The 25,736-nt window shown below is 57.4% G+C and carries 27 protein-coding genes; 3 read left to right on the top strand and 24 right to left on the bottom strand.

Annotation, left to right across the window (positions count from 1 at the left end):
- Positions 1 to 46: 46 nt before the first annotated feature.
- Entirely contained in the window at positions 47 to 1,684 is a 1,638-nt protein-coding gene (locus tag NUV48_07190) for a hypothetical protein (GenBank protein MCR4441925.1), read from the bottom strand.
- Positions 1,685 to 2,404: 720 nt separating this feature from the next.
- On the bottom strand, positions 2,405 to 2,779 hold the full coding sequence (locus tag NUV48_07185) for a hypothetical protein (GenBank protein MCR4441924.1): 375 nt from the start codon (positions 2,777 to 2,779) through the stop codon (positions 2,405 to 2,407).
- Between the two features lie 114 nt (positions 2,780 to 2,893).
- Between NUV48_07185 and NUV48_07180 the strand changes: the two genes are divergently transcribed.
- The gene (locus NUV48_07180; GenBank protein ID MCR4441923.1) at positions 2,894 to 3,250 is read left to right on the top strand and encodes a hypothetical protein; all 357 of its coding nucleotides are present in this window, start codon (positions 2,894 to 2,896) and stop codon (positions 3,248 to 3,250) included.
- Between the two features lie 165 nt (positions 3,251 to 3,415).
- Here NUV48_07180 and NUV48_07175 read toward each other — a convergent pair whose 3' ends face one another.
- From NUV48_07175 to NUV48_07150, 6 genes are read right to left on the bottom strand one after another with little or no spacing between them, the layout of a single operon-like run.
- Positions 3,416 to 4,240: a replication-relaxation family protein gene (locus NUV48_07175; protein MCR4441922.1), complete on the bottom strand. Its 825-nt coding sequence runs from the start codon at positions 4,238 to 4,240 to the stop codon at positions 3,416 to 3,418.
- 17 nt (positions 4,241 to 4,257) lie between these two features.
- Entirely contained in the window at positions 4,258 to 5,088 is an 831-nt protein-coding gene (locus NUV48_07170) for a M48 family metalloprotease (protein MCR4441921.1), read from the bottom strand.
- Positions 5,075 to 5,953: a topoisomerase C-terminal repeat-containing protein gene (locus NUV48_07165; GenBank protein MCR4441920.1), complete on the bottom strand. Its 879-nt coding sequence runs from the start codon at positions 5,951 to 5,953 to the stop codon at positions 5,075 to 5,077. Before NUV48_07165 ends, NUV48_07170 begins: the two co-directional genes overlap by 14 nt.
- Complete coding sequence (locus NUV48_07160) at positions 5,946 to 6,554, bottom strand: hypothetical protein (GenBank protein MCR4441919.1); 609 nt, start codon at positions 6,552 to 6,554, stop codon at positions 5,946 to 5,948. Before NUV48_07160 ends, NUV48_07165 begins: the two co-directional genes overlap by 8 nt.
- Before the next feature lie 34 nt (positions 6,555 to 6,588).
- A complete protein-coding gene (locus tag NUV48_07155; protein MCR4441918.1) occupies positions 6,589 to 7,455 on the bottom strand; it encodes a hypothetical protein in 867 nt (288 codons plus the stop codon).
- A 45-nt stretch (positions 7,456 to 7,500) separates the two neighbouring features.
- On the bottom strand, positions 7,501 to 8,901 hold the full coding sequence (locus NUV48_07150) for a TraM recognition domain-containing protein (GenBank protein ID MCR4441917.1): 1,401 nt from the start codon (positions 8,899 to 8,901) through the stop codon (positions 7,501 to 7,503).
- A 169-nt stretch (positions 8,902 to 9,070) separates the two neighbouring features.
- Between NUV48_07150 and NUV48_07145 the strand changes: the two genes are divergently transcribed.
- Positions 9,071 to 9,196 (top strand): hypothetical protein, encoded by a 126-nt coding sequence (locus NUV48_07145; GenBank protein ID MCR4441916.1) that lies wholly within the window; start codon positions 9,071 to 9,073, stop codon positions 9,194 to 9,196.
- A gap of 180 nt (positions 9,197 to 9,376) precedes the next feature.
- On the opposite strand, the gene NUV48_07140 is transcribed toward NUV48_07145, so the two are convergent.
- From NUV48_07140 to NUV48_07105, 8 genes are all read right to left on the bottom strand, one after another.
- Positions 9,377 to 9,730, bottom strand: coding sequence for a hypothetical protein (locus NUV48_07140; GenBank protein ID MCR4441915.1), 354 nt, complete (start codon positions 9,728 to 9,730; stop codon positions 9,377 to 9,379).
- On the bottom strand, positions 9,727 to 10,776 hold the full coding sequence (locus NUV48_07135; protein ID MCR4441914.1) for a MarR family transcriptional regulator: 1,050 nt from the start codon (positions 10,774 to 10,776) through the stop codon (positions 9,727 to 9,729). Before NUV48_07135 ends, NUV48_07140 begins: the two co-directional genes overlap by 4 nt.
- Before the next feature lie 435 nt (positions 10,777 to 11,211).
- Positions 11,212 to 11,976 carry a helix-turn-helix domain-containing protein gene (locus tag NUV48_07130; protein MCR4441913.1) on the bottom strand — a complete coding sequence of 255 codons (765 nt, stop codon included), beginning with the start codon at positions 11,974 to 11,976 and terminating at the stop codon, positions 11,212 to 11,214.
- A gap of 79 nt (positions 11,977 to 12,055) precedes the next feature.
- Positions 12,056 to 12,355 (bottom strand): hypothetical protein, encoded by a 300-nt coding sequence (locus NUV48_07125; GenBank protein ID MCR4441912.1) that lies wholly within the window; start codon positions 12,353 to 12,355, stop codon positions 12,056 to 12,058.
- 314 nt (positions 12,356 to 12,669) lie between these two features.
- Entirely contained in the window at positions 12,670 to 13,659 is a 990-nt protein-coding gene (locus NUV48_07120) for a ParM/StbA family protein (GenBank protein ID MCR4441911.1), read from the bottom strand.
- Positions 13,565 to 14,275 (bottom strand): HD domain-containing protein, encoded by a 711-nt coding sequence (locus NUV48_07115; GenBank protein ID MCR4441910.1) that lies wholly within the window; start codon positions 14,273 to 14,275, stop codon positions 13,565 to 13,567. Before NUV48_07115 ends, NUV48_07120 begins: the two co-directional genes overlap by 95 nt.
- 51 nt (positions 14,276 to 14,326) lie before the next feature.
- Positions 14,327 to 15,007 carry a hypothetical protein gene (locus NUV48_07110; GenBank protein MCR4441909.1) on the bottom strand — a complete coding sequence of 227 codons (681 nt, stop codon included), beginning with the start codon at positions 15,005 to 15,007 and terminating at the stop codon, positions 14,327 to 14,329.
- 32 nt (positions 15,008 to 15,039) lie between these two features.
- Entirely contained in the window at positions 15,040 to 15,279 is a 240-nt protein-coding gene (locus NUV48_07105) for a hypothetical protein (GenBank protein MCR4441908.1), read from the bottom strand.
- A 76-nt stretch (positions 15,280 to 15,355) separates the two neighbouring features.
- On the opposite strand from NUV48_07105, the gene NUV48_07100 reads away from it, so the two are divergent.
- Positions 15,356 to 15,571: a DUF3231 family protein gene (locus NUV48_07100; GenBank protein MCR4441907.1), complete on the top strand. Its 216-nt coding sequence runs from the start codon at positions 15,356 to 15,358 to the stop codon at positions 15,569 to 15,571.
- A 5-nt stretch (positions 15,572 to 15,576) separates the two neighbouring features.
- Here NUV48_07100 and NUV48_07095 read toward each other — a convergent pair whose 3' ends face one another.
- The 8 genes from NUV48_07095 to NUV48_07060 form a co-directional block, all read right to left on the bottom strand.
- Positions 15,577 to 16,719, bottom strand: a complete 1,143-nt coding sequence (locus tag NUV48_07095) for a methyl-accepting chemotaxis protein (GenBank protein MCR4441906.1) — start codon at positions 16,717 to 16,719, stop codon at positions 15,577 to 15,579.
- Between the two features lie 410 nt (positions 16,720 to 17,129).
- On the bottom strand, positions 17,130 to 17,504 hold the full coding sequence (locus tag NUV48_07090; GenBank protein MCR4441905.1) for a hypothetical protein: 375 nt from the start codon (positions 17,502 to 17,504) through the stop codon (positions 17,130 to 17,132).
- Entirely contained in the window at positions 17,501 to 17,788 is a 288-nt protein-coding gene (locus NUV48_07085; protein ID MCR4441904.1) for a helix-turn-helix domain-containing protein, read from the bottom strand. The genes NUV48_07090 and NUV48_07085 overlap by 4 nt, the downstream gene beginning before the upstream one ends.
- Positions 17,789 to 17,859: 71 nt before the next feature.
- Complete coding sequence (locus NUV48_07080; GenBank protein ID MCR4441903.1) at positions 17,860 to 18,234, bottom strand: copper amine oxidase N-terminal domain-containing protein; 375 nt, start codon at positions 18,232 to 18,234, stop codon at positions 17,860 to 17,862.
- 100 nt (positions 18,235 to 18,334) lie between these two features.
- Positions 18,335 to 21,190, bottom strand: a complete 2,856-nt coding sequence (locus NUV48_07075) for a hypothetical protein (protein MCR4441902.1) — start codon at positions 21,188 to 21,190, stop codon at positions 18,335 to 18,337.
- 22 nt (positions 21,191 to 21,212) lie between these two features.
- A complete protein-coding gene (locus NUV48_07070) occupies positions 21,213 to 22,085 on the bottom strand; it encodes a hypothetical protein (GenBank protein MCR4441901.1) in 873 nt (290 codons plus the stop codon).
- A 14-nt stretch (positions 22,086 to 22,099) separates the two neighbouring features.
- Complete coding sequence (locus NUV48_07065; GenBank protein MCR4441900.1) at positions 22,100 to 23,140, bottom strand: hypothetical protein; 1,041 nt, start codon at positions 23,138 to 23,140, stop codon at positions 22,100 to 22,102.
- Positions 23,141 to 23,559: 419 nt separating this feature from the next.
- Positions 23,560 to 25,725 (bottom strand): hypothetical protein, encoded by a 2,166-nt coding sequence (locus NUV48_07060; protein MCR4441899.1) that lies wholly within the window; start codon positions 25,723 to 25,725, stop codon positions 23,560 to 23,562.
- Positions 25,726 to 25,736 lie beyond the last annotated feature (11 nt).

The following is a 25,736-nucleotide window of genomic DNA, read 5'->3' as shown; positions in this document are numbered from 1 at the left end:
ACGCACGGTTTCGATCTCCCCTTACGAACAGGACGTTCGTTGAATTTTATCCCCTGGTAATGCCGTGGAACTCCACGACATTCCAGTTGTAACCTTTGATCCCGACGACTTCCTCGAAGATGCCCTTCACCCGGTCGCCCGGCTGCACGGTCTTGAGGTGGCCGAAAACCTCGGCGGCCCCGGGTTCCATATACACGAGGCAGACGCCTTCGTGGTCGCCCTCCCGGGCATCGAAGTAGCACGCCGGAGGATTTGGCTCCATCTGGCGGATTTTCGCGTCAGAGGCAGCGGTCAGGACGAGCTCGCGGCGTGTCCTGGCCGGTTCGGACTTTTTCTCAGCGTCCGCTGATGGCTTGCCCGAAGTTTCTTCGGCAGGAGAGGCTTCAACCGGTGCATCCGCAGCTTCTTCAGCCGGTGTGTCCGCAGTTGGAGTGTACGCGGCTAGCGGCGCTTCCTCGGCAGCTTTGGCATTTTGGGCCTCACCGCTCTCGGCGGCCTTCTTCGGAACGGGCAGATTCAGGAATGTTTTGCCGTTCTTGGATTCGTATGGAGCCGTAAGCCGGTCACCGTTTTTGAACTCCTGGGCGTCAGCGAGCGCTACTATCTTCACGGTCTGGCCGTCCTCGGTCCGGCCGTAGGCGGTACGGTACTTGCCGCTGATTTTGGGGTCGCTGGTGATGACGACCGTTATTTCAGCGTCCGCCGAGGGTTTTTCAGCAGCAGCCGGTGCTTCAGCTGACGCATCCGTAGCCGGTGCTTCTTCGACAGCCTTTTCTTTTGGGTTCTCGATGCTGGTCGGGACGACTATCAGCCTGGCGGGTTGGTCGCCCCGCGGCGGTTCGCTCACCTGGTAGGTGCCGGTGATGACGCTGCCTTTGGAGAACTCTCCTTTATTCACGTTCACGGCGATCGCGACTTCTTCGCCCGCGGAATTGACTGCCCTTGCCATGCGGTAAGGTTTGACCAGGCGCGTTTCGCCGATCACCGTGAAGGTGTCGCGCTGCGGCATTTGCAGCACCTTGCCCCCTTCCGACCGATCTAGCGGGGCATCTTCTCCCCCGACCGCTTTAGGGAGCGCATTGGATGCCGGCTCGGAACCTGCCAGAAGGCCCTGCTGCCGGAGAGCGTTTTCGACTTCCTCGGCGCTGGCGACGCCGGTGCCGAGCAACCCGATGCCCACTCTGCCGTAAATCCTGCCGAGGGCGCTGGTGTAGGCGTTCTCGACGGGGTTGGTTTTGTTCGCCCCAGAACCGCCCCAGAAGATGGCCGAAACATCCTCCAGGACGCCGAACTTCTCGGAATTGACCCTCACCACCAGCGGGAACTGGGCAGGAGCGCTGCCCTTCTCCGCGATGATCCGGCAGAGGTCGTCCAGGTTGGACGTAATTTCGAATTTATAGAAGGAGCCGTCCTCTTTCTGGTGCTCCTTCATCCACCACAGGGTGCGCCCGGCGGTGGACATATAGGGCTGCTGTAGAGTGAGGAAGGTTCCTTCTTTGTTTGCCCACGCCCCGAGATCCTTTAGCTCATCGTTTAGTTTTGCTTCAAAAGAAAACAACTTCTTGTTTTCTTTTAACAACAGGATGAACTCATGATACTCCCTTGGGGTCCTGGCAAGAGCCTGGTCTATTCTTTTTGTTTCTTTTTCTTTTTCCTCTCTGATCCGTTTTTCAACGAAGTCCATCAAGGAACCACTCCTTTTTGAAAAAAATTCGAGCAGCCGAAAGCTGCTCGTAGTGTTTTGGGGGTCAGGCCCGTTTACTGCAGAAAGACAAATCTGCCCTCCTTTCAGTTGAAATTTTTTTGCGTTCGGTTATAATATGAGTGGATAGCTACCAGGGGGGAGTGCCTCATCGACCAGGGGCTTTAAGTAAATCAGGTAGCAGGCCAGGCGTTTGCCTGGTCTACTACTATTTACCGAGAGCTACAATGGCGATGACGACTTCCACCATAAGAAGAATGGCGGTAACAACCTGGATCACAAGTCTTGCGACTTGAAAATCTTTCGTTGGCGCCATATCCCGCCTCACCTCCTTTAAGGAGAAAACCCCTGGTCGGTGAGGCTCCTGGCGGCCACCCAAGATTAAAAACCGAGCGGACGGGGTTTCAATCCCGCCCGCTTAAAGTTTTTGAGGGTTCGGTGGAAGGTAGCCCAGCCTGCACACCCCCGGCTGGGCCTCGGCCTCTCTCACGCGCGGTGTCTGCGCCCATCGTTGTTCCAAACGGAGACGGTCCCCGGCGGGTGGGTTGCCGTCCTTTCGCCGCCAGTTGATGTGCCACACGCATCCGGGTCGACAACTGGTTCGTTGCCCGGCTTTCGGCGTCCTGCGGTTGCGCACCCCGGCCGCAGAAAGGCTCTCGTGTGCGGTGCCCAAAATGCCATGCCACCGTGAATTTTGCCCCCCTAGAAGGTGGTGAACTTCCGGGGGTTCATTCTCTTTTCTTGCGGGGGGACCCGCTCAAACCCCGGCGCGGGGGTCATAGCGAATACCCGCCCGGGGAACGCCTGGGCAGCGATGATGCTGCCGACGATTATGGCCCCCGGGTGCTCCGCCTCTAAAAGAGAAAGGGCTTTTTCCGACTCGGGATCGGCAATGAAGCTGGTTTTCACCAGCTTGGCCAATCCCCTTTCTCCTGCGTCAGATTCCACCGCCCGAGCGTTTATGACGACGCCCGAGCATGGAATTACCAGGACATCCCCAGAAGAATCCAGGAAGTTGATGAGGTGCGGGGTGGTGTTGACGATCTCAACCCCGTCTACAAAGAAACTTTTTGACATTTGATGCAGCCGCCTCCCGGCGATGGCTGCTTTCACCTCCCTAAAAATTATTGAGAAGGCGCAGCCGCCCGGGTGCGGCTGTTTTGATTTGTCCCCGTAGGGGGAAATTCCCTGGTGGCGCGATGGTGGCCCCCATCGCAGAACCTGCTCAGGATCCCCGGCAGGCATCGCCTCGCTGTGGCGTTTCGTGTGACCAACACGCCGTTTCACAGTCCGGTTTCAAGCCCACCCTATTCGGGGTGCAGGAGTCGAACCTGCGCCGACCACCAGGAAAAAATTGTTTCTCACGGCCCGTCCCGCAGGCCGCTTGGTTCTGGGACTATCGTTCTCGTCGAAGCCCCGCTGTTTCTTACGGCTGGATTTTCCGGCCGCTTGGTTTCCCGGCTTGCGCCAGGAACATATGTTCGACTCAGAAAAAACCTGGAAAAAGACAAAAACCTCCGAGGCGAATCGGAGGTTTTAATGGGTTAAGGTCGTTAGGTTGTAGAAAGACAAACTAAGACCTTTGGAGTCGAAGGTTCTCGCGTCCCGTCTCGCGGGCTGCTTGTTTTACAGGCTTAAAGCCTGTGAGAAGGTTACAGACCGTGCGGTCCAGCAGGGCGACGGCAAAAACCGTCACATACATTTTACCAAAGACTAGGAATCTGTCAATACCCTATTCGTGGAATTTTTCTTGGGAAGGAAGAATTCCTGGTCTGGTATCGGCTCGATGTTCCCCCCGTTCCACATGAGAAAGGCTTTATTCAAGTCTCCCTCATAGAGGAGGTCGTCGGTGGTGAAGGCGACCTTCCTGGCGTGTTCGTAGAGACACCGCGCAGCAACCCTGATCTGGCGCTCGTCGCAGCAGTTCAAAACGAACGCGGGGAACTCCTCGAAGTGCGACGAAGGTTCGTCGAGCAGGGCGCAGAGGTGGCCGAGCTTGCGGTCCAGGTCGTCATCGCCGGGTCTTAGAATATCGACTATCAGCTTCCTTTCGCGGCCTCCCACCCCGGCGTAATCGAACTCGGCCATCGGCATATAAAATCCCTTATGGGTGTTAAACCTCGGCCGGACGCGATAGGATACTATTCCCGGAGAGAGCATGATGTAGATTTCCGTCAGCTGGAGGTATTTGCAGATCGCGTTTACGTCCTGCACGTCCGCCCAACAGTTTCTCAGGCCAACCAAACGGGCACCAGTAATATCCAGCATGTAAACGGGCGGGAAATAAGTGGAACACTTCACCGCCAGGCGGTTTATCGCCCTGATCTTGTCCAGGAATTTCAACCTCCGCTTGCTCTGCACCGGGGAATCAAAAAACAGCCTCTCGGCTTGATACCTGGTCATAAAACGGTGTCGGCGGAGAAAAGAAAGCAGGCGATAGTCCCTCTCCCCCAAAAGGGCCATCCCGCGTTCCGCCTCGCGCTGGGTCAGCTGCGGGCGCGGACGGAACAGCACCTGCGCGTCGTCGTCGCGGATCACGAACTTGCTCAGACGGATTACCTCCCTTCGACGATCTGCTTGATTTTCTCTATCCGCTGCGCCGCGGGCGGGTGGGTGGCGTAGACGTTCGACCAGAAACCTTCATGCGCCGGCTGGGCGGTGCGGGACAGGAACGAAACCAGGCCAGCCCCGTACCCCGACTCGGCGGCGAACCGGTCGGCGCGAAACTCGTTCCCCCGATCGGCGGCCAGCATCCCCAGCCGGGAAAGCCACTTCAGGAAACTTATGAGCGCCCGCAGAAACCACACCGCAAGCATAGCGAAGAACCCGACGATGAACATGAAACTTAAGCCGCTACCCCGGCTGGTGCCTTCGAGGGCCTCGAAACCGGCCAGGGAAGCGAAGAACCCGGCCACGGCCACGGCCGCGGTGAGCAGCCAGGCGGAAACCAGACCCACGGCATTGGCCATGTAAGCCGCCACCTTCCACCTGGTGTCCCCGTTTCGGATGTGGCCGATCTCGTGGGCTATCACCCCCGCCAGCTCGTCGGGAGAAGCGTCGTTCACAAGCGGCCTGGTGAGGACTATCGTGCGCCGGCCGGTGGCCAGGCCGTTGGGGTACGGGTGGTCGCTCGCCCAGAACTCGGGAACCCAGTTGAGATTCAGCTTGCCGAGAACCGATTCGACAACGGGCGCTATACGGGCCTTCTCGTCTTTGGTCATCGGGCGGCCGCCAGCGGCTAAACGGAAGAAGTATTCGCCGATGGGGGTGAAACCGGCCCCCACGAAGGCGGCCATGATCAGCGCGGACGGAAGGACGGCGCTGGAGTCGGCCCCGCAGATCACGAAAAGAATGGCCCAGTTGAGGAGTATCTCAATAAGATACAACGTAACCACTCCTTTCGGCCTTTAGTTCGCCCCGGACCTTGTAGAGCCAGGCGTGGAGAGTATTCTTTTTGTTTATGGGAATCGAAAACTCGCAATTACCCACTTTCCGGCAGTCGTTGAAGGACGCTTTAAACTGGCAAAGCACGTCCGGAGAATCGGGAAGCGTTACAAAGACCTCGTTTTCGGCCAGCCTGATTTTTGGCTCGACCCACGGAAATATCCCCCGTGGAAACTCCCGGTTCCGATAATGCTTTTCAAGCTCGGAGCGTCTCGCTGAATCGCGGTATACCTCCAGACTGAAGGCGTCGAAACGCTTCAGGGAATCCTTGAGGCACCCCAAGGCTCTTTTGTGGTCCTTCCGGCTAGGCTCTCTCGCTCCCGACAGGTAAAGGCGGCCGCAATCGTCGCTCAGCGAGATATGCAGGGATGTCTTTGCCACGTTGGAAACCTGATACCATATAAAGTTTACCGCGGTTTGAACCCCCAGCATCTCGGCCATGCGGGGCGGCACATCGCCGTAGTCGACAAACTCACTGAAACAGTTCTCGACCGACACCAACGCGACGCCGAACGAACCCGACTCCACGCGGATGCGAAATTCTTTCTGTACCGGAGACAGATACTCCAGTTTCAATTTGCCGTCCTTTAAGGCCAGTATTGCCTTGTACCGCTTACAGGCTTTGCTGACGAACCCGTCCAGGATGCCGGTGCGCCCGTTGGTCAGCAGCTCCTCGACTATATCCGGGGTTATCGGCTTACCGCAGAATAGCTTGCCAATCTTCGTTTTTCCACAGCCCTCGCACAGGTAGAACACGGGCAGATTGCTCACATTTTCATTACAGAAAGGGCATTTGGCCTTAATCATCGATTTTTTCACCTCCTACGGTATTATTTTTTTCTTTGTTTTTTTCCGTTGCCCGGGGCGACCAGAAAGCGCCGAAAACGCGCCTTCTTTCACGGTCAACCCTCTTGACGCTGACCGCCATGTACCTGCCCCGGGCCGGCATCGTCCCGCCGTTGCACGGAACGGCCACCACGTAGCCCTCGGGCATGGCCCTGACGAACGTGAGGTTTCGGTGGTGGCCGATCACCACCCCGCCGATGACGTCGCCCACGGCAAGGTTTTCTGTAAGCTCGCTCCAGGGCTTGGCTAACCCCAGGTAGCGCCCGAAGATTTGTTTTCTCTCCTGATTGATCCTGATGATCCTGACGGATACCTCCTCGCCCAGCTTCGGGAGAGGAGGTCTAACCCTCGCCGCCAGGGCGAATAACAGCGGCCCCGCCTCGACGAGAACAAACATCATCGGGGCATCGCTGTCCAGGTGGTAGTAGCCGGTGACCGTGCCGGAGTATTCGTCGCCAACGGAAACGCTCTTTTCGATCGCTTTCCACTCAGAGCACTTAGCGCGCTCGACGCGGTTTGTTTCGGGTAGCGACATGCTGCCGCCGCACAGAGGACAGTGCAAAAACTCACTCCTTTCTTTGTGAGTCGCGATGGAATCAGATGGCGGTCACGTCCGAGACGTAGACCCCGTAGATGCGCCTGCGCTCGGAGTCGATCTTCTTGATCTTGACCACCACCTCCTGGCCCTTGGCGGGCAGCGCCCGGTTGTTTGCCGGGCAGGCGACGGTCACCCCGCCCGGGTCGATCGCCACAAAAACCAGCGGGTTCCCCCGCTTGACGTAGAAACCGGCGACAACACCGACGCGCAGGTCGTCGAGGGTGACGTTCCTCTGGATCATTTCCCACGGATCTTCGAGAACCTCCTTCAGGGATACCCGGATGTGCGGCTGCTTCTTTAAACGGTCGGTCCTGGCGTAGTCGATGTCGATTATCTTCACGTCCAGCCCTTCGCCGAGCTTTAAGTGCTCGCGGAGGTCCTTGACCGGGTTGTAGGAGAAATCCTCCCTCGCCAGGATGGCGGTTATCCCGCCGCCGATGTCCAGCACGGCGTGGCGCTGGTCGACGATCACGGCCTTGCCGGTCCAGACCTGGCCGATCCTGATTGCCTCCAGGGTGGCGTTGCTGCGCTCCTCGATGGCGGCCTTCCTGGATAACACCGCCTTCTTCTCCTTGAGGTCGACGCCTACGACCTTGAAGTAGACCTCGCGGCCGAGGAAGCGCTCCACCCTCGACCTCGGCAGCGGGTCGAGCTCCTCCTCGGGCATGATGAACTCCATGCCCTCGTAGACGACCTTGACGATCCTGCCCATAGAGTTCACCCCGGAACCGACGATGCGCCCCTCCAGGATGGCCCCGGTCCGCCAGGCGTCGTGCAGCTCTTTAATTATCTCGTCGGTGCGGTCGAACTTCTTGATCTTATCCTCTTTTAGTCCTTCGGGCAGAAACGGCTGAACGATACTCATTAAGACACCTCCTGTTTTTTAGTGGTTCGCCGGACGGCGATGGTTTTAGAAGAACCTCCCGGGTTCCCCGGCTGTCAGAGGCACCGTATCGGGTTTCGGGTTGAACACGGTTTCGCTCTTTATGTACCTCGACTTCCCAATGCTGGGTTCCTGGAGGTTGCCGAACTGAACTATCCGGTAGACAAACGTGTGCGGCGGCAGCTCCATCAGCTGGGTATATTCGTACCTCGGCTCCTTCTTCTCCCTGACGCTGTAGCGCTGCGGGAAAATCCGGGGTATCAGCGGGCGGTAGTCGTAGGTGGGCTCCTTGACCTCGGTCATCCTAAAGCCCATTTCGGCCTCGGCCAGCTTCGCGTCCGCGTGGTCCATACCGCCGAAGAATATCTTGTTCTGGCAGCTGTTTAGCACGACCTTCCTGAAGGCTTCGTTCATGCTGAACTCCATCTGGGAAAAACCCTGGATCGCCAAGGTGGTAGCGCAGCAGTAGCTTCGCGAGATGTTTAACAGCACCTCGAACCCCTCGTTCATGTAGCGCGGGAATTCGTCCACGTACAGGAAGTGGGGCGGCCGGTCGCTCTCGGTTCCCGGGCGGCGGAAGACGGCGTTCATCAGGTGCATGGAGAAAAATTTCCCCAGGGTGTCGCCCAGTTTCCCCAGGCGGCCCATAGCGGTATTGACCAAAAGTACCCCGCCCTCGGAGAGGTGCTTGTCCAAGTCGATGGAGTTTTTGCCCAGGAGGATTTTCCGCAGCAGATCGCTGCCGCAAAGATCTTCAAGCTGCACCCGCAGGCCGATAATGAACTCGCGGTACTTGTCCCGGTTCTTGCCCATCAACTCTTTCCTGAAGAATTCGGTCAAGTCGTCCTCGCCGCACTTGGTCTCTACCCCGGTCACGGTCCTGTCCATCTCCTCGTAGTCGCGCAGGCACTTTAAGACGTCCAGCATGTCCAGGTCGTCGCCTTTCAGCCTTTTCAAGAGCAGTATGGTGTTGCGGGCGGCAAGCTCCTGGTTGATGGAGAAGAACGCCTCCTGTTTGCCGAAGATGTTCTTTAAAACCGTCCGCGTGGACTCGGCGCAGATGTCGGCCGGCCCCATCATCGGGTTGAAATGCGCGGTGAAGGGGCTTAACGGGTTGATGTAATGAAACGGTATCCCAAGCTCCTGACAGCGGGCGGCCACCTCGTCCACCAGGTCGCCTTTAGGCTCCAAAACAGTCAGCCCCATCGGACGGCCTGCCCGCAGGGAGTCCTTTATCCGGTTTAGGTCCTGAAATATGTGGCTCTTTAGCGTTACCGTTTTGCCGGAACCAGGAGGCCCGACCACCAGGGTATTGCGGTAGCGGTAGACTCCCTCAAGGATCACCGGGCGCTTATGTTTGACGTCGATGCAGAACTCCAGGTCAAGATTCTCGGGCGGCGTGGTGTTCTTGATGATGTAGCCCACCATCGCGCCGACGTCGGAGAGGGGGGCCCTCTCTACCCCGCTTTTCAGTTTCACGTAGTCGAGCGCGGTTTTTAACACCCGGTCGATCAAGGTCTCCTGCCTCGGAAGGTTTCTCCCCGCCTGCTCGATCATCCGGGGCAGGCCGAACATGCCGGCTATCAGGGGAAGCAGCATGAGCATCTGGATTATCGGCCCGGGCCTCATCTCGATCACCCTCGAGGTCGAGATCACGTACCGGCTGATCTCGGGGGAAAAGCTCCCTATACTCCAGGCTGCGCCGAACAGGAGCGAGATGTAGTAGAGCAAGCCCTCTCTCCGGTCGCGGTCGCGGTTTAAGCCGACCGCCGAAATTAACGTCAAGAGCAGGGTCAACGGCAAAGGGGCGAACGGAGTCGGCAGGGAAAACATGGCCGCCGCGAAACCCAGAACGGACGCAGACGTCAGTGCAATCGGGAATGCCAACCTATCTCCTCCCTTCTCAGAGTTTTAGCTCGTCTTTTAGCTCCATCAGCGCACGGTAAAAAGGCTGCCGCAGTATCTCCGCCAGCGCCTCCTCGACGGACATGGTGCGGTTGCCCACCCGAACGTGGGTTCCTGGCGGCAGGGTGTTGATCATCTCAAGGAGGAAGGACTTAAACGCTCTCTGGTCGGAGAGCGTCTGCTGTATCTCCAGGAAACAGAGGTTGAAGGTGTACTCGGGGGATTCCGACTCGATTAAGGTCGGGAGGCTCCCCCGGGCCAGGTTCTTGACCGACTCCTCGTACTGCTTCTGCCTAAGTTCGTCGGCCAATTCCTGTTTGTCTTTGCTCGTTTTTAAGCGGACGACTTTCAAGACGGCATCGACCTCCTTTTTTCCTCGAACAGTTTTTCGATGTCCACCGTCTGCCAGACGAAGTGGGGGTAGTTTAGCCGGTCGAACAGCCGGGCGTAGTAGTCGAGCCGACTCTGTTCGGTCAGCGCGATCAGCCGCAGCCTTTCGCCGGCGTAAACATCGCGGGTGTAGTATCTCAGGGCCGAGATGGTCTCCAGGTTGTTGTAGAGCAGCTCGTTGACCAAAAAGCGCTCGCCGTTAATGACCGTCTCGTAGTGGGCGTAGCGCCGCGCGGTGTTTAATATCGGGTGCTCGCCGTAGACTCTGGCCAGCAGGGAGTAGGGCGACTCGTTCAGCGCCAGCATCTTCAGCCCCAGCTCGAAGGGCATGACGTACACCTGCCCGGGGCGGTACTTCTCGATGATCCTGTCCACGGTCTCCAGGTTCTCGCAGAGGACTATAGACTTGGGAAGGTTCCTCGCCGTGCGGACAAAAGAGACGCTCTCCTGGACTTTTTTCAAGGTCTCGTCCTCGGGGTTTTTGGACAGGAGGTACACGGCGTAAGCGTTTTCCCCGCTTCGTAGAACGCCCGCTATCGGGGTGGCGCGGTTCATCCTGAGCCTGGCTTTCACCTCGCGGCTGTCCTCCCAGTGCCACTCGGGGGAGAGGGTCGCGTAAATCTCGCTCCGCATGATGTAGTAGTCCTGCAGCTTGAGGGAGCTTTCCTCGTCTTTGTACTTGAACACGCTCGCCTGGTTCTTTTTGGCCCGGACGGCATCGTGGCCGATGGCCCGCGCCCCCTCGGGGGTGATGAAAAAACAGGTGTCGACCTTGCGGCCGTCTCGGATCACCTTGCTGGGCCTGATCAAGCCCGCCCGCTTTAGCTCGGAGATGCGGTTGACGCCGGTTGAGCCAGTGCCGTTGAAGTACAGCCTCCTGATCTGTTTGGAGGTGAGCGTCCGCAGACGCAGGATGTCTTCAAGCAGTTTTCTGTCTCTTTCGGTCAGCTTCACCCTCTTGGTCTTTTCGCTGGTTTTTTTCGCATCGGTCGTTTGCCTTGTCCGCATATGCCTCTGCTCAACACCACCTTTCCGCCAGAATCCCTAGAAAAACAAAAAGGCTTCCCGCCTTTCTGCCCGCTGTTGCCTGCTTTCTTGGTTGTCGTTTTTGGTTTTTTTCGTTGTGTCAGGGTTATGGTACAGAGGCATGGACTTGGTATGTTTTTGTGTGCTTTTTCTGCCTCAATGTTTGGCTCATGACCCCCGAGACCATGCCTCTGTACTTCGGTCCCGTAATCATGGTCTCGGGTAAAGCGTTCTAATTCTTGACTAATAAGAACTTGAGGGCACTACAACTCAGTAAAAAAGTGGGGTTTTACTCCGTATTTCTATCCTCGAAAAAAGGGGGTTTTTTACGGAGTAAAAATGCCGTTTTAGGGGGGTTTTTACGGACTTATGGAGACATTTCCTTCCTATGTTAATGTCAAAACAAAATTCCTTCTATTACATGGGAAAAATCCCCGCCTCTTTGAGCAAAGATTCCGGGCACTCCTTCTCCAGAAGGTAAATCTCTGTTCTCGGATACAGGTTGTCCACCCCTCCCACCTGAAGCAGCGAGATGTTCTCGTAGGTGTCATCCTCAACTATCCCCAGGTGGCGGATGGCGTTGATCACGTGGCTAACGGCCGCCCGGTTGTCGTTGTCCCACATCTCGCTTTGGGGGGTAAGAGTTCTAACCACGCAAAGCGCGTGCTTCATCTTCACCTCCATTTTCAGGCTGGAATAGGCGTGGATAATCAGTCCCATCCAGTGGTCCCTGCTCTCGGCGGTGTATATTCTGCCGCGAGGCAGTAGCTCGGGCACGGTAAACTTTAGCACGCAGTTCTCGTAAACCGCCGTTGCTCCGGGAACCCCCGGCACGTTCGGGTCGGGAATCTTGCTCAAATTCATCAAATCGCCCAACAGGTTGTAGGCGTTCAAAGTGTTGATATAGGCGCGTTGCAGTTTTTTGGACACAAGCTCTTTGAGCCATTGAACGTCCGTGTCGTTGCCCAAGTCGCCGAAGAAAGGCTTGTCTATATTGAAGAAGTCTTTTAGCGCGTGCTCCAGCTTGGCAGAGTAGTTGGTTCTTTCTCCTTGCTCAATCAAACAAAGGTACGGCTGGTTTAGCCGGACACCGTATCTCCTGCTTATTGCCCTGGCTGCCTCTCTTTGCGACAACCCCATGCTTTTTCTAGCCTCTTTGATTTTTTCTCCGATGTGTGACATATTTACCCCCTTTAATTACCAAGAGCAATCGCTGCGATATCTTTTGGCAATCGCGTTGATTGCTTGCGGTAATTTTGCGCTATCTCCCAGTAAACATTTTTCCGTTGATTATCGCCATCGCTGCTTCTTCCAAGTAACTGTCATCGATCTCAAGGTCGTTCTTTGCCATTTCGGGCAAAGGAGCAGGAATGGAACTTGCTCCTTCCAGCGCACGATCTAACTTTTGCTCGATCGAAGCCAGGCGTTCCCCGAAACACCAGTACCACAGGATGGCGGTTCTGATATAGTTTGACCTTTCTTTACCGCTAAGTGATTCCAGGTATTTCTTCAGGTCATCCGGGATTTTTTCGTTCAATCGGAACCAATAAGGCTTTTCCAAGGCAATACCACCTCCCGTTGACAAACGTTAAGTCAGCATTATCAAGGCTTTGCGCCTTATTTTTTGGATTTTTGTCTATATCCACCGTTGACAACCCTAAACCCAATATTCCCAAGGCTTTAAGCCCTGTTTTTTTGAAATCTGTCTACGCCCTACAGGAAAACAGCTAAAAATTTGTCTACGACACTCCGTATTTTTACCACTCAAAGCCTTGCCGCTAAAGGCTTTCAGCCTGTAGACAACATGTCGTAGACAAAATTTTGTTTTTTGAGGCTCTAATGCTTGTCAATGCTGGGCTTGAGGTTGTCTACGCCTCACATTACCCTTAACTGCGGTTCCCTGGTGACCAGCAGCTTCTTGTTCACCATGTCGTGGACGTGCATGAACCCGTACACGTTCGCGAACTGGCAGTTCTCCAACAGCACGGTGGCAGGGTGGATGTCCCTCAGCCCGCCGCTCAATTCCGCGCTGCCTCCGCCGCCCAGGAACACCACCCGGAAAAGGTCGACCTCTGAGCCCCAAAGACTGGAAAGCCGGTCCCTGATCGCCTGGGCGATACTGGCGCGGGCGTCCTCGATTATGCCGGTCAGGTCGTAATTCCTGCCCCGGTGGTAGAAAGCATTGGCGTTGGCCATGATAACCGGTATCCTGTTGTCTTCGAGCGTTGAGCCGACCTCCTCGCTGGCCATCTTCAGTATCTCCTGGTAAAGCGCCATCGTCCCGATCTCCAAAGTGGCGCTCAGCTGGTGCCGTATGACGAACCGGTCAGCCGTCTCGAACACGATCACGTCCGTGGTTTTCGTCCCGACATCGACCAGGCCGATCAGGTATCCCTTCTGGAAAAACGGCTTGTGCGTCCTGAAGGCGTGGTACACCGCGCCAGCCCCCTGCGGGAATACCGTCACCTGGTCGAATTGAACCTGTTTGCTGTATGCGTCCTTGCCGTCCTTGACGAAGGTGACTGTCGCGTCGAAGTTTTCCAGGTATCTCTGGAATTCGTCCTTCTGGCGGTAGAACTCCTCCAGCGGCAGGCCGCTCACCAGGTGGACCTTGCGGTTTTCCCGGGGCAGCAGTTTCCCGGCGGCAGTAGCCAGCAAAACCTGGGTATTCGGGTGGAATATCTTGTTGGTGTCGAAAGCCTGGGATACGTCCCGGCACTCCCGTCGGGCCAGGTCGCCCACGAAGTATTCCGCCGACCTTCCGGCGCTCTCAACTCTCACGTGCAAGTCTCTGTCGTCCCCGCTGGGGCCGAATATCTCGCCCAGGTACATCTTCCTGGCCGAACCCACCAGGGACGGGGCGATAAACGCTTTGTTGTCCTGGTTTAGCCCCTTCACATAACCAAATCCGAGGTCGATAGCCAATCCGTAGAGCATTGTCTTCCTCCTTCTTGATGATATATTCGACGGCCGCATCGACTACGGCCGGGTCGTACAGCACCCCGGCCCCCCTCTCGATCTCGCCCAGGGCTTTCTGTACGCTCAGGCCCTTTCGGTACGCCCGGTCGGTGATCATCGCGTGGTAGGAATCCGCCACCGCGATAATCCTGGCCGCAACGGGTATCTGGCTTTTCTTTAAGCCGTAAGGGTAGCCCTTCCCGTTCCAGCGCTCGTGGTGGAATCTTATCGCAAGTCGTACCGTTTCCCAGTCGGCGTCGCTCAATGTGAACAGCATCGCGATTCGAGTGACCAGTTCCTCGCTGACGACCGGGTGCAGTCTGACGACCTCCCACTCCTCAGCCGAAAGTTCCCCGGCCTTGAAAAGGATGCTGTCTGGAACCACGATCTTCCCGATGTCGTGGTTCAGGCCGGCAATGTAGACCGATTTGGCCAACCACGGGCATACCTGTTTTGCGATCCCCCACGCGATCTGCGCTACATTCTCCTGATGGACTATCAGGTACTCGTCCTTCAGACACACGACGTAGTTAACTGCTTGTTGCGGCTTGATCTGCCGACCCTCCCCCCTGAACTAGATGCTCGCTATCTTCCAGTCGCCGTTTTTTAATCGGGCAAAGACCAATGAAACTTCCACGTCCCGCCCGTTGACCCGGTAGCTCATAAGACACCTGCACAGGTCGCCGTCGCTCCATAGCACCTTTGACTGAAGCCCCGAGTAGCTCGCAACTATCGCGCCCTTGCCCAGGTACGACTCGCCCGCCTCATGGCTCTTTCTGGCCGGACCGACCAGATACCTGGACGCCCCTTTCAGGTCGCCGGCGGTCAGGGCCTTGAGATACCCTTCAAACGCCTCGTTTATCGCCGGAAGATGCTTGACGTCCTTGGCAACGCGCGTTCCAGACAGGGGTATCGCGGCCTCTTTGAGGTCGATTACCTTCCACCCGTCCTTTTTGATTACCTCCGCCTCGTACCAGCCGATGTCCCTCGTCCCGTCCTCCAGGACAAGCTCGGGTTCGACCACCACCTTGGCCCAGTCGGACGACGCGGCCTCGACACAGCTCCTCATGCCTGCGACGTTGGCTTTCGTCCTCCCCTCCCCCAGACCGTTCGCTATATAGGCGGCTTTCCCGGAGGAGATTTTCAGGGCGGTATCCCGGTCCTGTTCCGCCACGGCCCTTATATACGATTCAGCTGCGCTCACCGCCGGCAGGTGAACCGTCCTCCAGCAAGCGCCCAGGAACGCACCGATCAAAACGCCCACCAACAGGAGAATTTTTGCCGCCCTTATCGGGACCCCCTCCTTTTCGCCAGATTCTGCTCGCGCCAAGAGTTTTTCTCAACCGGATTCCTCTCAACGCACCAGCCCGTCCCCAGGGGATAAAGCTCACAGTCGGGAAAGGTGGGCCAGAGGCAGCGCCCGGCGTTCAGGCACTCCTGTTTGGCCATGTGTTTCCGAAACCTGTTGCCCAGGGTGTCTTCGTGATATTCGGAACCGTCGTTCAAAACGTCTTGCCAATTTAGCATTTTGTTCCCCTCCTCTACGAAATGGATTCCGTATGGATTCTGCTTAAAAACTTAAAACATAAAAAAACAGGGCTTTTTGTCCAGACCTTTCAACCGGCAACAGCCCTTGTTTATCTCGGTCATCAAATTTGCTACCAGTCTGCGGCACGGCTTGTCGGCCGCCTTCACCCGGGCGTTCGCCGAGGTCGCAGGCTACGCCCAGGACGGCATCAGCCTCATGATTGACAGCGGCTGGTACGAAGAGCTCCCCCGGGGCGTCGACCGGGATGAGATGATCAACCGCCTCTCCTGACCGCCCTACAGCCCCTTCGCCACCTCCGCCAGCCTTTCCGCCAGCTGCGCCATCTCCGACACCGATGCGGTAACCTCCTCGGTGGCAGCTGCCTGCTCCTGGCTCTGCTTGACCGTTCCCTCGGAGGCTTGGGTAACAGCGGTTATCTTGCTGTCGATTTCCCTAATTAGCTTGCGAATTTGCTCCGCTGTTTCTTTGGACTGGTCGGAGAGCTTCCGGATTTCCTCTGCCACCACACCGAACCCCCGCCCGTGCTCTCCTGCCCGGGCCGCCTCGATGGCCGCGTTCAGCCCCAGCATCTTGGTCTGGTCGGCAACGTTCTTGATAAAGTCGAGAATCTCATTAATCTGGGCCGAACTCTCCTGAACCTCCCGGATCTGCTCCGAGAGCTTCCCCTCGGTAAGGGTGATCTCCCCCGCCGAGGCGGCCATCTCCTGCATCACGCTCGCTATCTCCTGCGTGTTGGCGCTCAGCCTGGCGGCCATCTCCTGCAGGTTCTTGGCCATATTGCGGGGTACCGTGATGCCAAAAGTCCCGACCGTCTGCCCCGTCTCCTCGTCATAGAGAGGAATCCCAATCATCCTGATATTCCCGTACTTCTTGGTGGTAAAGTCCACCACCACCTTCTTGTTCTCCTTCAGCGTCCTCCAGGCCGTATCCCCCTCTCTTATCGGGGTTCCCACCGTAAACTCGGGCAGGTCGAACTTTGCCGAGCCATAGCGGTAGGCTATCTTCTGCAGGTCAGTCACCCCCACCCAGGCCCCCTCCGGCTGGGACTCGGCCACAATCGGGGCAAAAATGTCGAAGGCCCGGGCCACCACATGCAGCCTGGGCACAAACACCCCGTAGCTGCCCCTGACCTCCCCTGAGCCATCGTCGAACAGCGGCGCCGCCCACAGATGCAGCCTTATTCCATAGACGCTGCGGTCGATCGTCCCGGTCACCGCCTGTCCGCTCCGGATGCACCTCTCGATGTCACCTCCCCTGGTTATCCTTTCCCCCACCCGGATGCCGGCAATATCCAGATTGTGGCTTTTCACAAAATCGTAGCGCTCCCGGTCGGTGGTGAAATAGATGACTCCTTCCTTGCCGTAGGTCTGCACCAGAAAGTCGGCCAGGGTTTTAAACGCCTCCGCCACATTAACCACAGCAGTTCCTCCCTCAGCAGGATTTGGAAGTGCCAAAAGAAACTTCGACACCATATATGGATATTTTCCTTATTCTACCATATTACCCCTTCTTTAGAAATTCCTGCCGTAGAATAAGAACCGCCCGTTGCCCCCGCGTCCTTTCCCTCAAGGCAGACAGCAGCAACCGGGGCCAGCTCCTCCGAAATCGCAAAAGATCAATCCTGCGCGAATTAGTCGACAAACCGCTTTTTCAGAAGAATCAAGTAGCGTACAGACACCAGGAAACGAGAGCCGCCATAGAAACCACCAGCAACATGAAAATCAAAACTTTTATACGCACTCTGCTATTCCCCCCTCTAAAAAAAGAAAAACCTTCCGGGCCGTTAAAAGCTCGGAAGGCTTGTATCTTAGTTAAACCAGCCCGATAACTACCGCAATCGGGTTATCTCGGTGGCAGCCTTAACAATTTCTTCAAGTCGAACATAATTTATCCGGTACGACAGGGCATGATCGAAGCGGTTTTTGTCCAGCTTGTCCTTAACCAAAACGCCTTTCTTTTCAAGTCGACCAAGTATGCGGACTATAGTTGGTTTGCTCCAGAACGGAAACTGCGATTCTAACTGAGTTATCGTGTCGTTAATCCAGTAGTGTCCGTCTCGGTACCCCCTGTTTTCTTCTTGGTTCTCCTTTAGCCAATAGTGTATTTGCTGAAGGACAACAGCTTCATGGAGGCCAAGGAATTGCGCTAAATCCATATTTATAAACAGCGGTTTTTTGTTGTATAGAATCTCGATGCCTATCAAAACAAAAGCCTCCTTAACGAAGGATTTTCGGCTGTTTTTTCCAACAGCCCTTTTCTCTCCAAATTTTTAAGAGATAATTCAACGACACCAACGCTTATTTTGCATTTGGCTGCTATTTCTTCTTTGCCGAGACAGCTTTGACCGTTTTCGTCAGACGCAGAACAAAGAAATAGATAAACGGAAATATCGTGCCAATTTAGACCATCAATATCAAAAATCTCGCTTCTCGCCCAGAATCCAGCTCCGGTCTTTTTCCTCCTATCTATTAAAACCTTCTGATTCATAAGCAAAAACACCTCCCTGCAAATAGTTAATAAGCCAAAACGGGCAGCCGCCGGCTGCCCGTTAGGACGTTTTATTCAAACCTGATTTCTTCCGGGCCGATGACTACCGCGGTCGGGTTATCTTCACCGGGTTCACCCGGGTAAACCTGACTGACCTCCTGCGAAGTCACTATGACCTGTCTGGTCTCCGGCACCCACTTCACGTCCGCCCCCAGGGATTCCGAAACAAACCTCAGCGGCACGAACGTCCTACCTTCCTCTATCCTGGCGGGTTCGGCCAGGGCCACCGGCTGGTTGTTAACGTACCCGGTCCTGCTGCCGATCGAAAGGACGATTGCCCGGTCGTTTTTGAACGCGGTGACGGTTCTGGTCTCCTCGTCCCACCCGACCTGCGCTCCCAGGGCCTCGAATATCGCCCGCAGAGGGACGAGCGTGGTGCCGTTCACGATGAACGGCGCGGGCTGGCAGACGAGCTGGTTCTGGTTGACGTACACCTCTACGGCTTTAACAGTCGGCGCGACGACCATCAGCGCCGCCAGGACAAGGCTAAGAAACCCTGAATACCTGAGCATACTGCACCTCGCTTTCGTTGCCGGCGGAATCCTTGACCTGGACCCCGATGTCGTTGGCTCCCACCACCAGGCCGGACGCCGTTATCGAAGGGCCGGTCATCGCGGTATAGCTCGACCAGGAACCGCCGTTGACGCTATAGCGGTACTGGATGCGGGGAGCGCTGGAGTCGCTCGTCACCTGCGAGAAGTTGTCTTTGACCATGACGTTGAGGTTAACGCTCGACCCCGACACCGCGGTCGCCCTGTTCCTCACGCTTACCTGCTTTATCTCCGGCGGCGTGGTGTCCACCAGGAAGTATTTCGCCACCGGCTGGCTCCACTTGCCGTAGGCGTTCTGGAACTTAACGTACACCGCCTTGAGGCCGTCGCTGCCCGTGAAGGCGATCTGCTTGTCGTAGCTGCTGCCGCTCACGTCCTCCTCGGGCGACCAGGTGATGCCGTCCAGCGAATAGGACACCTTGCGGACGTTGCTAAGGCTGCTGGCGGTGATGGTCGCCTGCTGGAGCCTGGAGGAGTACACCCCGCTTAACCCGCTAAAGGTCACGGTCGGCGGCGGGCTACTGGGCGCTGCCGTCCCGCTGGGAGCAGTGCTGGAGGTCGACAGGGCTATGTGAGCCGATATGGTGCTGTAGTTGGATTGCGCGTCCTTCAGCTGGCAGAACACGGCTTTCCAGCCGTCACCGCTGGATAGCGTCCAGCTCTTTGAAGCGTTGAAGGTCTCCCAGGCCGACCAGCTGGTGCCGTCATTGCTGAAACGCATTTGTATCTGGGAAGGCTGGGTGAAATTGTCCGACACCGACAGGGTGAGCGAAACGCTCGTCGAGTCGGTGGTCATATCCCCGTTGTTGATAAGCAGCGTCCCCTGCGGGCCTTCCACGTCGTCCACCAGGAAGATGGTCGCCGATTGAGTTTCGCCGACGTTGCCGGCGTTGTCCTTGACCTTTGCGTAGACGGTCTTCTGGCCAGGGCCAGAGGTGATGTTCCAGTTCACGCTCGCTGAATAAGTAACCCACGTCCAGGTCACGTTGTCGTTGGACAGGCCCAGCTGGTACAGGCCGGAGGCGTCGTCGGCGGTGTCGGAGGTGTAGTTCGCCACCAGCGGGTCGCTGGCAGACACCTGAACCGTTACGCCGTTGCTGCTGGTCTTGGTGTCGCCGTTGTTGAGCATGAGTGAAGATATCGTCGGCGCTGCGCTGTCCGTCCGGTTGGGAAGCGTCGGTTGAGCCGCGTTGCTCTGCGGGGATTCACCCGACGAATTGTAGGCGGAAACCCCGAACCAGTAGTTGTTGGCGGAATCATACGTCGAGCCTACGGTCTTGCGGTATAGTTTATTAGGTGTATCCCTTAAATCCAGGCCACCCTGGACATGGTTGAAAGGGTCGCTTGAAACAGTGTTGTCTGCCTGGGAGTCAAGCCAAGACTCGCTCGGGTATATCCTCGCCGTCCTGGAATCCCAGGTGGTGACGTTGCCGACATCCCAGGAACGGTAGGCGTTGCCGTCCCAAACAAATATTTTATAGCCAGTTGCTCCGGATACCGCCGGCCAGGACAGAACGACGTAGCCGCGGCCTTCGCTGGTCGACCACGTTAAAGCCCCGGTCGTCGCGGTCGGAGTCGAAGGCGGCGGGGGTATCGTCCAGCGGTTTACTATCATGGCGCTGGGCATGTCGACGGTGATGCCGCCGCACTTGTGGGTGATCTTGAAGTAGTAAAGAGTGCCAGGTGTAAGAGAGTTTACGGTTACGGACGTTCCGCTGAAAGTCGTACAGAAGGTGTATGTCGCGTCGCCGCTTTTCTTGTACCATAGGTCGGCATTGACCAGTGGATTGCCGTCGAAAGACACGGAAAGAGACACCGACGTCTGGGTGGCTGAAGTCGCGCTGAATGAATAAGTGGGCACGTATTTATACGTTCTTGAGGTATTCGTGCTTATCCACACTTCCCCACCGGGCAAGACAGCCCCGCCTCCGGCCATTTGTCCGCTGAGAGAAAGCTCTATGGCTCTATTAGACGGGTTATAACGGTATATATTGTTATTAGGGTCATTAAAAGAGCGCACAAAAACAGCGCCGTCAGGTGTAGCACCTAATAAATTAAAGTTACCAAGACTACCACTCACATTGCCTAATAATGTCCTGGTTCCGTTGTAAAGTTGATATAATTCACCATATCTACCAATAAAATAAGCCTTGCCGTCAGTCCCGGAAATTGCTCCATCAAAAATACAGGTAAAATCGCTCCATTGCGTCCAGCTTCCACCATTGGGTTTGTAATAAAAATAACCGGGCTTGTTTGAGCCTACATAAATATTGCCGTTTCGATCAGAAGCAATAGTAAAGAAGTCGTAGCCGGAAGGAACTGTTAATAGCGTAGAAACCCAGGAAGAACCGTTGTAGTAAGCCACGTAATCGCCGTCTGTAGCCCACACAGTACCGTCCGGGTGTAGCGTGAGACCTCCAATACCGTAACAGCCGCTACTGCCAATACGTCCCGTATTGCTCCACGAAGAACCATTATATTTCCAAACGCCGTTATAATACATTACATAAATGTTATTGTTCAAATCGACTATCATAGAATCAGCGTTGCCAGAGTAAGGTACTCCCAGTGAGGTATAACTTCCTCCACTGTACCTGAACACTTCGCCGCTGGTGTACTTAGCCACAACAAACCCCGACCCATCGGGCAACGGGGCTGCTGGCCCACGCGATGCCGGCGACGACCCGACATCCACCCATGTACCCGCATAAGCCTTATTCTGCGCGAACGCTGAAATCGCTGCGAATGCCAGGACAGCCAAAATGATGCTTATGATTTTTCTGGCTTTCATTTATTTCTCTCCTTTCCCTTTTTTATCCTTGCAAGATTGATGGAACCTTTTTAACTTCAGCTGGCGGCTCGAGCAAAAAATAGAACCTTTCCCCTTCAAGCCCGAACCTGGACAGCTTCTCCCTGGCGTTTTCCTCCTCGTTGTCCCTCAGATACGTCACCACCAGGTAGGGCCTCTCCTCCGGCGGTTTTTTGGCCGCCTCCTTCAGCGCGTCGTCACAGTGGGAACACCAGGTCGCAAAGAGCAGGGCCTCCCTGCAGGAAATGTCCAGGCTGCAAGATTGCCCTTCGGGAGTCAAAACCTGAAGGTAGCGATGTTTAACCCCCTCTGTTTTCGCGGGTTTCCTGTCAGCGGCCGCTGATGCGTTTCTCGCATCGGCCTCCGGCCTGGGGGCCGGTTCCTCGCGGTTCAATTCCGCCAGAGAAACGCCCTGGTACTGGGCCAGAACGACCGCCGGCCAGGGAGCCGGGTTCGCCACGAGCAAGGCCAGCGCCGCAAGAACGAACGCAGACGACACCCCCGCCAGGGCGGTTTTGGCCGGCCGGTAGAAGTCGAGCAGATACCCCAGGCCGTAAAGGACAGTCAAACAGACCTCCAGCGCGAAGAATTTAAGACACAGGACGCACACCGACCGGGTTAGGGCGTACCCAACGACTACCAGGGCGGCGTGAAACGCCACCCCGCCCGCCAGAAACAGCAGAACGAGTTTATTTCTCCTCGCTGCCAGGATCACCGCGGCGGCGACCGAATAATAAAGCGCCGCCCACAGATACCACGACCGGCCGAGAAACCCCGGGATCTCCCGGCAGGCGTCCGCCGAACAGAAAGCGGCCGGGTCGTTGAACCAGACCAGCGCCGAAATGACGGCCATAACTAAAAACAGCACGCCGGGCACGGCATTGCCCCCTTTCAGTCCACTCTCCATATTACAACCGAATCGTTCTCGTAGACCGGTTCCCCCGGCAGCCGCGGAATGTCTCTGTCAACCCCTTTCCCGACCACCGCCCACTGGACCGGCAGCTTTATTTCGCCCCGAAAGAACGGCAGGACCTGTTTCTCCTTCTCCAGAAAGCCCAGCGTCTCGGACTGGTGACCCACCCAGGGTCGCGGGTGGGTCACATACATCGGGAGAACGCTGCCGGTCGCCCAGGTACAGGCCGCCGCGTCGTTCTCGCCGCTGTTTTCCTCAAGCCACCTTAGACCCTCCACCAGCCCCTGCGGGTGGTAGGAGTCGGGAGTCACCCGGTACATCTCGGCGAACATGAGGAACCCGCAGGCGCAGCAGGCGATCACCAGCGCCGGCAGCATCAGGTTGACTTTCAGGGTATTCACCCGCCGCGAGAATTCGACCAGCCAGGGTGCGGCGAGCATCGCCACCGGGATTGTGAGGAAGAACCCGAACTCCCGGCTGTTGGGGATAGGAGCGAAAACCAGGAGAACACCAGCCAATACGAGCCACACCGCCGACAGCCTCTCCAGCGCTTCGCCGCTGCGGACAACCCCCGGGATTCTAAACCATGCTACCGCCCCGCCCAGGCCGAAGGTGACAGCCAGCCGGAAACCGTCCCCAAGCAAACCGGTCTCGTGCGCCGTCTGGCTCCTCCAGATTCTCAGCCACTCAAACTTCTGGTAGGCCGCCCACATCGAGATAATAAACGGCAAAGAACCCAGCGCCGCGCACGCAGCTACAAGGAAGGCGTCCCTTAGCCTGTCCTTATCGAAAAGCGCAGCGTGCGCGATTATGACGGTCGGGAACAGGGCCAGCAGGAACGGGTGAACCATCCCCAGCCCCGCACCGACCAGCAGCGAAAGGACAGGGGCCTTCTTCCCGCCGTCCAGGTACGCCTCCAGGAACGCCAGGATCGCCAGGAAGTCCACCAGGTAGTGCGGGAACCCGATCATCCCGAAGTTGGCGGCGTGTCCCTGAACGTAGGTTTCGTATATCCGCATATCAGGCCCGAACAGCGCAAAAAGCCCGAAAGACGCCCATATACCCAGCAGGAACGCGGGCAGAGGGTATTTGCTGCGCTTCCTGCAGAACCTCCACCACCCCCAGGCGGCGAGGCTCCCCAGAAGGCTGCGGGCCAGGTGGAACACCCACAGAGTGGAAAGGCCACTCAGTTTGGCCAGGTGCCCCAGCGACAGGTAGAAGAAGTATATCGGGGCAGGCTCGGTTATTTCGGGGGTGTACCGGTCGATGTAGCTCCAATGCCCAAGTCTCCCCCACTCCATCTTGGCGATGAAGGTCACATAGTCCTCGTAGCCCATGAGGTGGCCGTTCGGAACGCACCCCTTCGGCGTCAGGGCCACCTGCAGGAGCCAGGGAAAAAGGAGCGCCGCGAAAGCCACCGCCAGGAAAAGCAGGTCCTTCAATCCTTCCCTTTCAAGATCACGAACCAATCCTCAAGCACCGTCCCCTGTATCTGGATTACCCCGGCAGCGTAGTCGGGCGTTTTCAGCCGCGGGTTGCCAGCGCCCGATACACCCTGCCAGTCCATGCCCACCGCCGTACCGGACGGGCAGCGCTCCACGCTGGCGTCGGTCCAGAAGTCCACCGTCCAGCGGTTGACCTTGCTGCCGGCCGGGTTCAGTTGACTGATGTCCCCTTTGAACGACTGATAAGCCCCGTAGGGGAACTCCACGGCAACCGAATTGAGCGGCCCCACGCTGTCTACGATCACCTTTACCCGCGCGCCGGCCTTCGCCCTGGGCAGGCTGGAAGCATCCGTCCCTGGCGCGATCACGACGTGCGTCGAAGGGGTTAAAGGGTCGGGCGCGGGCTGTCCCGCCGGCGGGCTTACGATCTCCGCCACGCGCGGTCGCTCGAAACCCACCACGCAGAAACCGACGTCTCCCGACCACGCGGACTCGAAACCGTTGCTGTCCCAGACCTTCACCCGCACGGTGAACTGGTACTCCCCCGAACTCCAGAGCGGACCGGCCACGTCGGGCTGGGCGCTGGTCGGCAGGGTGAACGAGTGGCTGCTGTTATACACCCGCCCGCTGTCATACACCAGAATTCCTCCGATCGTCCTCACCTGCACCTGGCAAGATCCCTGGGAATCGCCGTCGGGGTCGCTGTAGGTCCAGGTGAAGGTCGGTGTGGTGGTTAGATAACACCCTCCGCTGGACGACACGCCCGGCGGGTTGGGAGCGCTGTTGGTGTCCCACCGCACCGCCACCCCTCCCCTGGGATTGGTAGCTATCCTGGGCGTCACGGCGGGGTTGGTGGTGGCCAGCACCGCTTTCCACTTGACCGCGCGGCCGCTCTGGACGTTCGCCCACAGTTGGGCGTTGTCCGCCGAAGGCAGGGCGTCGCTGGCGCTCCCTATCGGCAACCACGAACCCCCCGAAAACACCTCCAGAACCGTGCCGGTCGGCGTTCCCCGCACCCTCCACCGCTCTACCCAGTTCACCCCGTCGGCGGTCACCGAGTAGGTCACTGAGGTCTGGTCGGGCAGCTCGTGGGCCGACCTCACCCGGACGTAGCTCACGTTGTAACCCGGGTCGAAGGCCAAAGACTGCGCCGCCGCGGACGCCGCGTAGTTTCCGCCGCTTATTATGTCGCTCACCGTGACCGACAGGCTGGGGTTTAATACCAGCGCCGAACCGGTCCAGGAGTAATACTTCACTTCGTTCCCGTCGACTATCAGGCGGTCGAAGCTCCCCGGCCTGATAGCGACCGCTTTCGGGCTGGTAAGCCCGGACGTCACCGACAGGGCCGAGTTGTACGCCATTGATCCCCCGGTGTAGCTGTAGCTCTTTACCTGGTTCCCTTCCACCACCGACAGGTCGTAGCCCGAGACGGGATCGGCGACCGCCAGGGCCACCGGGTTGTTGAGCCCGGTCACGGCCAGGGCGGGGTTTTCGGCCATGCCCGAACCGGTGAAGCAGTACCACCTCACCTGGTTGGCCTCCAGGACGGCCACGTCGTACCCGCCGCTGCCGAGCGCCAGGGAAAGCGGGTTGGCCGATAAAGCGGGTTCCAAAAGGCTGTTTCTCACCATGCTGGCTCCGTTGAAGCTGTAGTGCTGGACGGCGTTCCCGACCAGGGCGGCCACCTCGTTGGTTCCCGTAGCCCCCACCGTCACCACCCCGGTAAGACCGGCCACGGACAGGGCCGGGTTCTCCAGCATACCGGAACCGCCGAAGGAGAAGTGCCTGATCCCGGTGCCGTCGGCTACGATGACGTCGGGAAAGGGATTAGACGCGGCCAGCGATACCGGGTTTGAAACGCTCGCGTTTAGGAGCTGGTTCTCCACCATCGACGAGCCGTTGAACGAGTAGTGCCTCGCGCCGCTGCTGGTCAAGACCACATACTCCAGATCGCCCGACTCCCAGAAGGAAACCAGGTTGCCCAGGGTGGAAGGCAGTTTTATCTCCCGGGCCGCGGTGTCGATAGCCGCGCCGGTAGCCGAAGAATCGATTGTCGCTGGCGTGTCGGCGACGCCTATGCCGTAATCCCACACCGCACCCAGCGCCGGCCGGGATGAAAAGACGACCAGCAGCGTCAGGATTAGAACTATTTTCTTCACCGCCCCCACCT

The organism is Peptococcaceae bacterium (assembly GCA_024655825.1).
GTDB lineage: Bacteria > Bacillota > Peptococcia > DRI-13 > PHAD01 > JANLFJ01.
The sequence above is the reverse complement of the archived record's forward strand: the minus strand, read 5'-3'. Positions and strand labels throughout refer to the sequence as shown.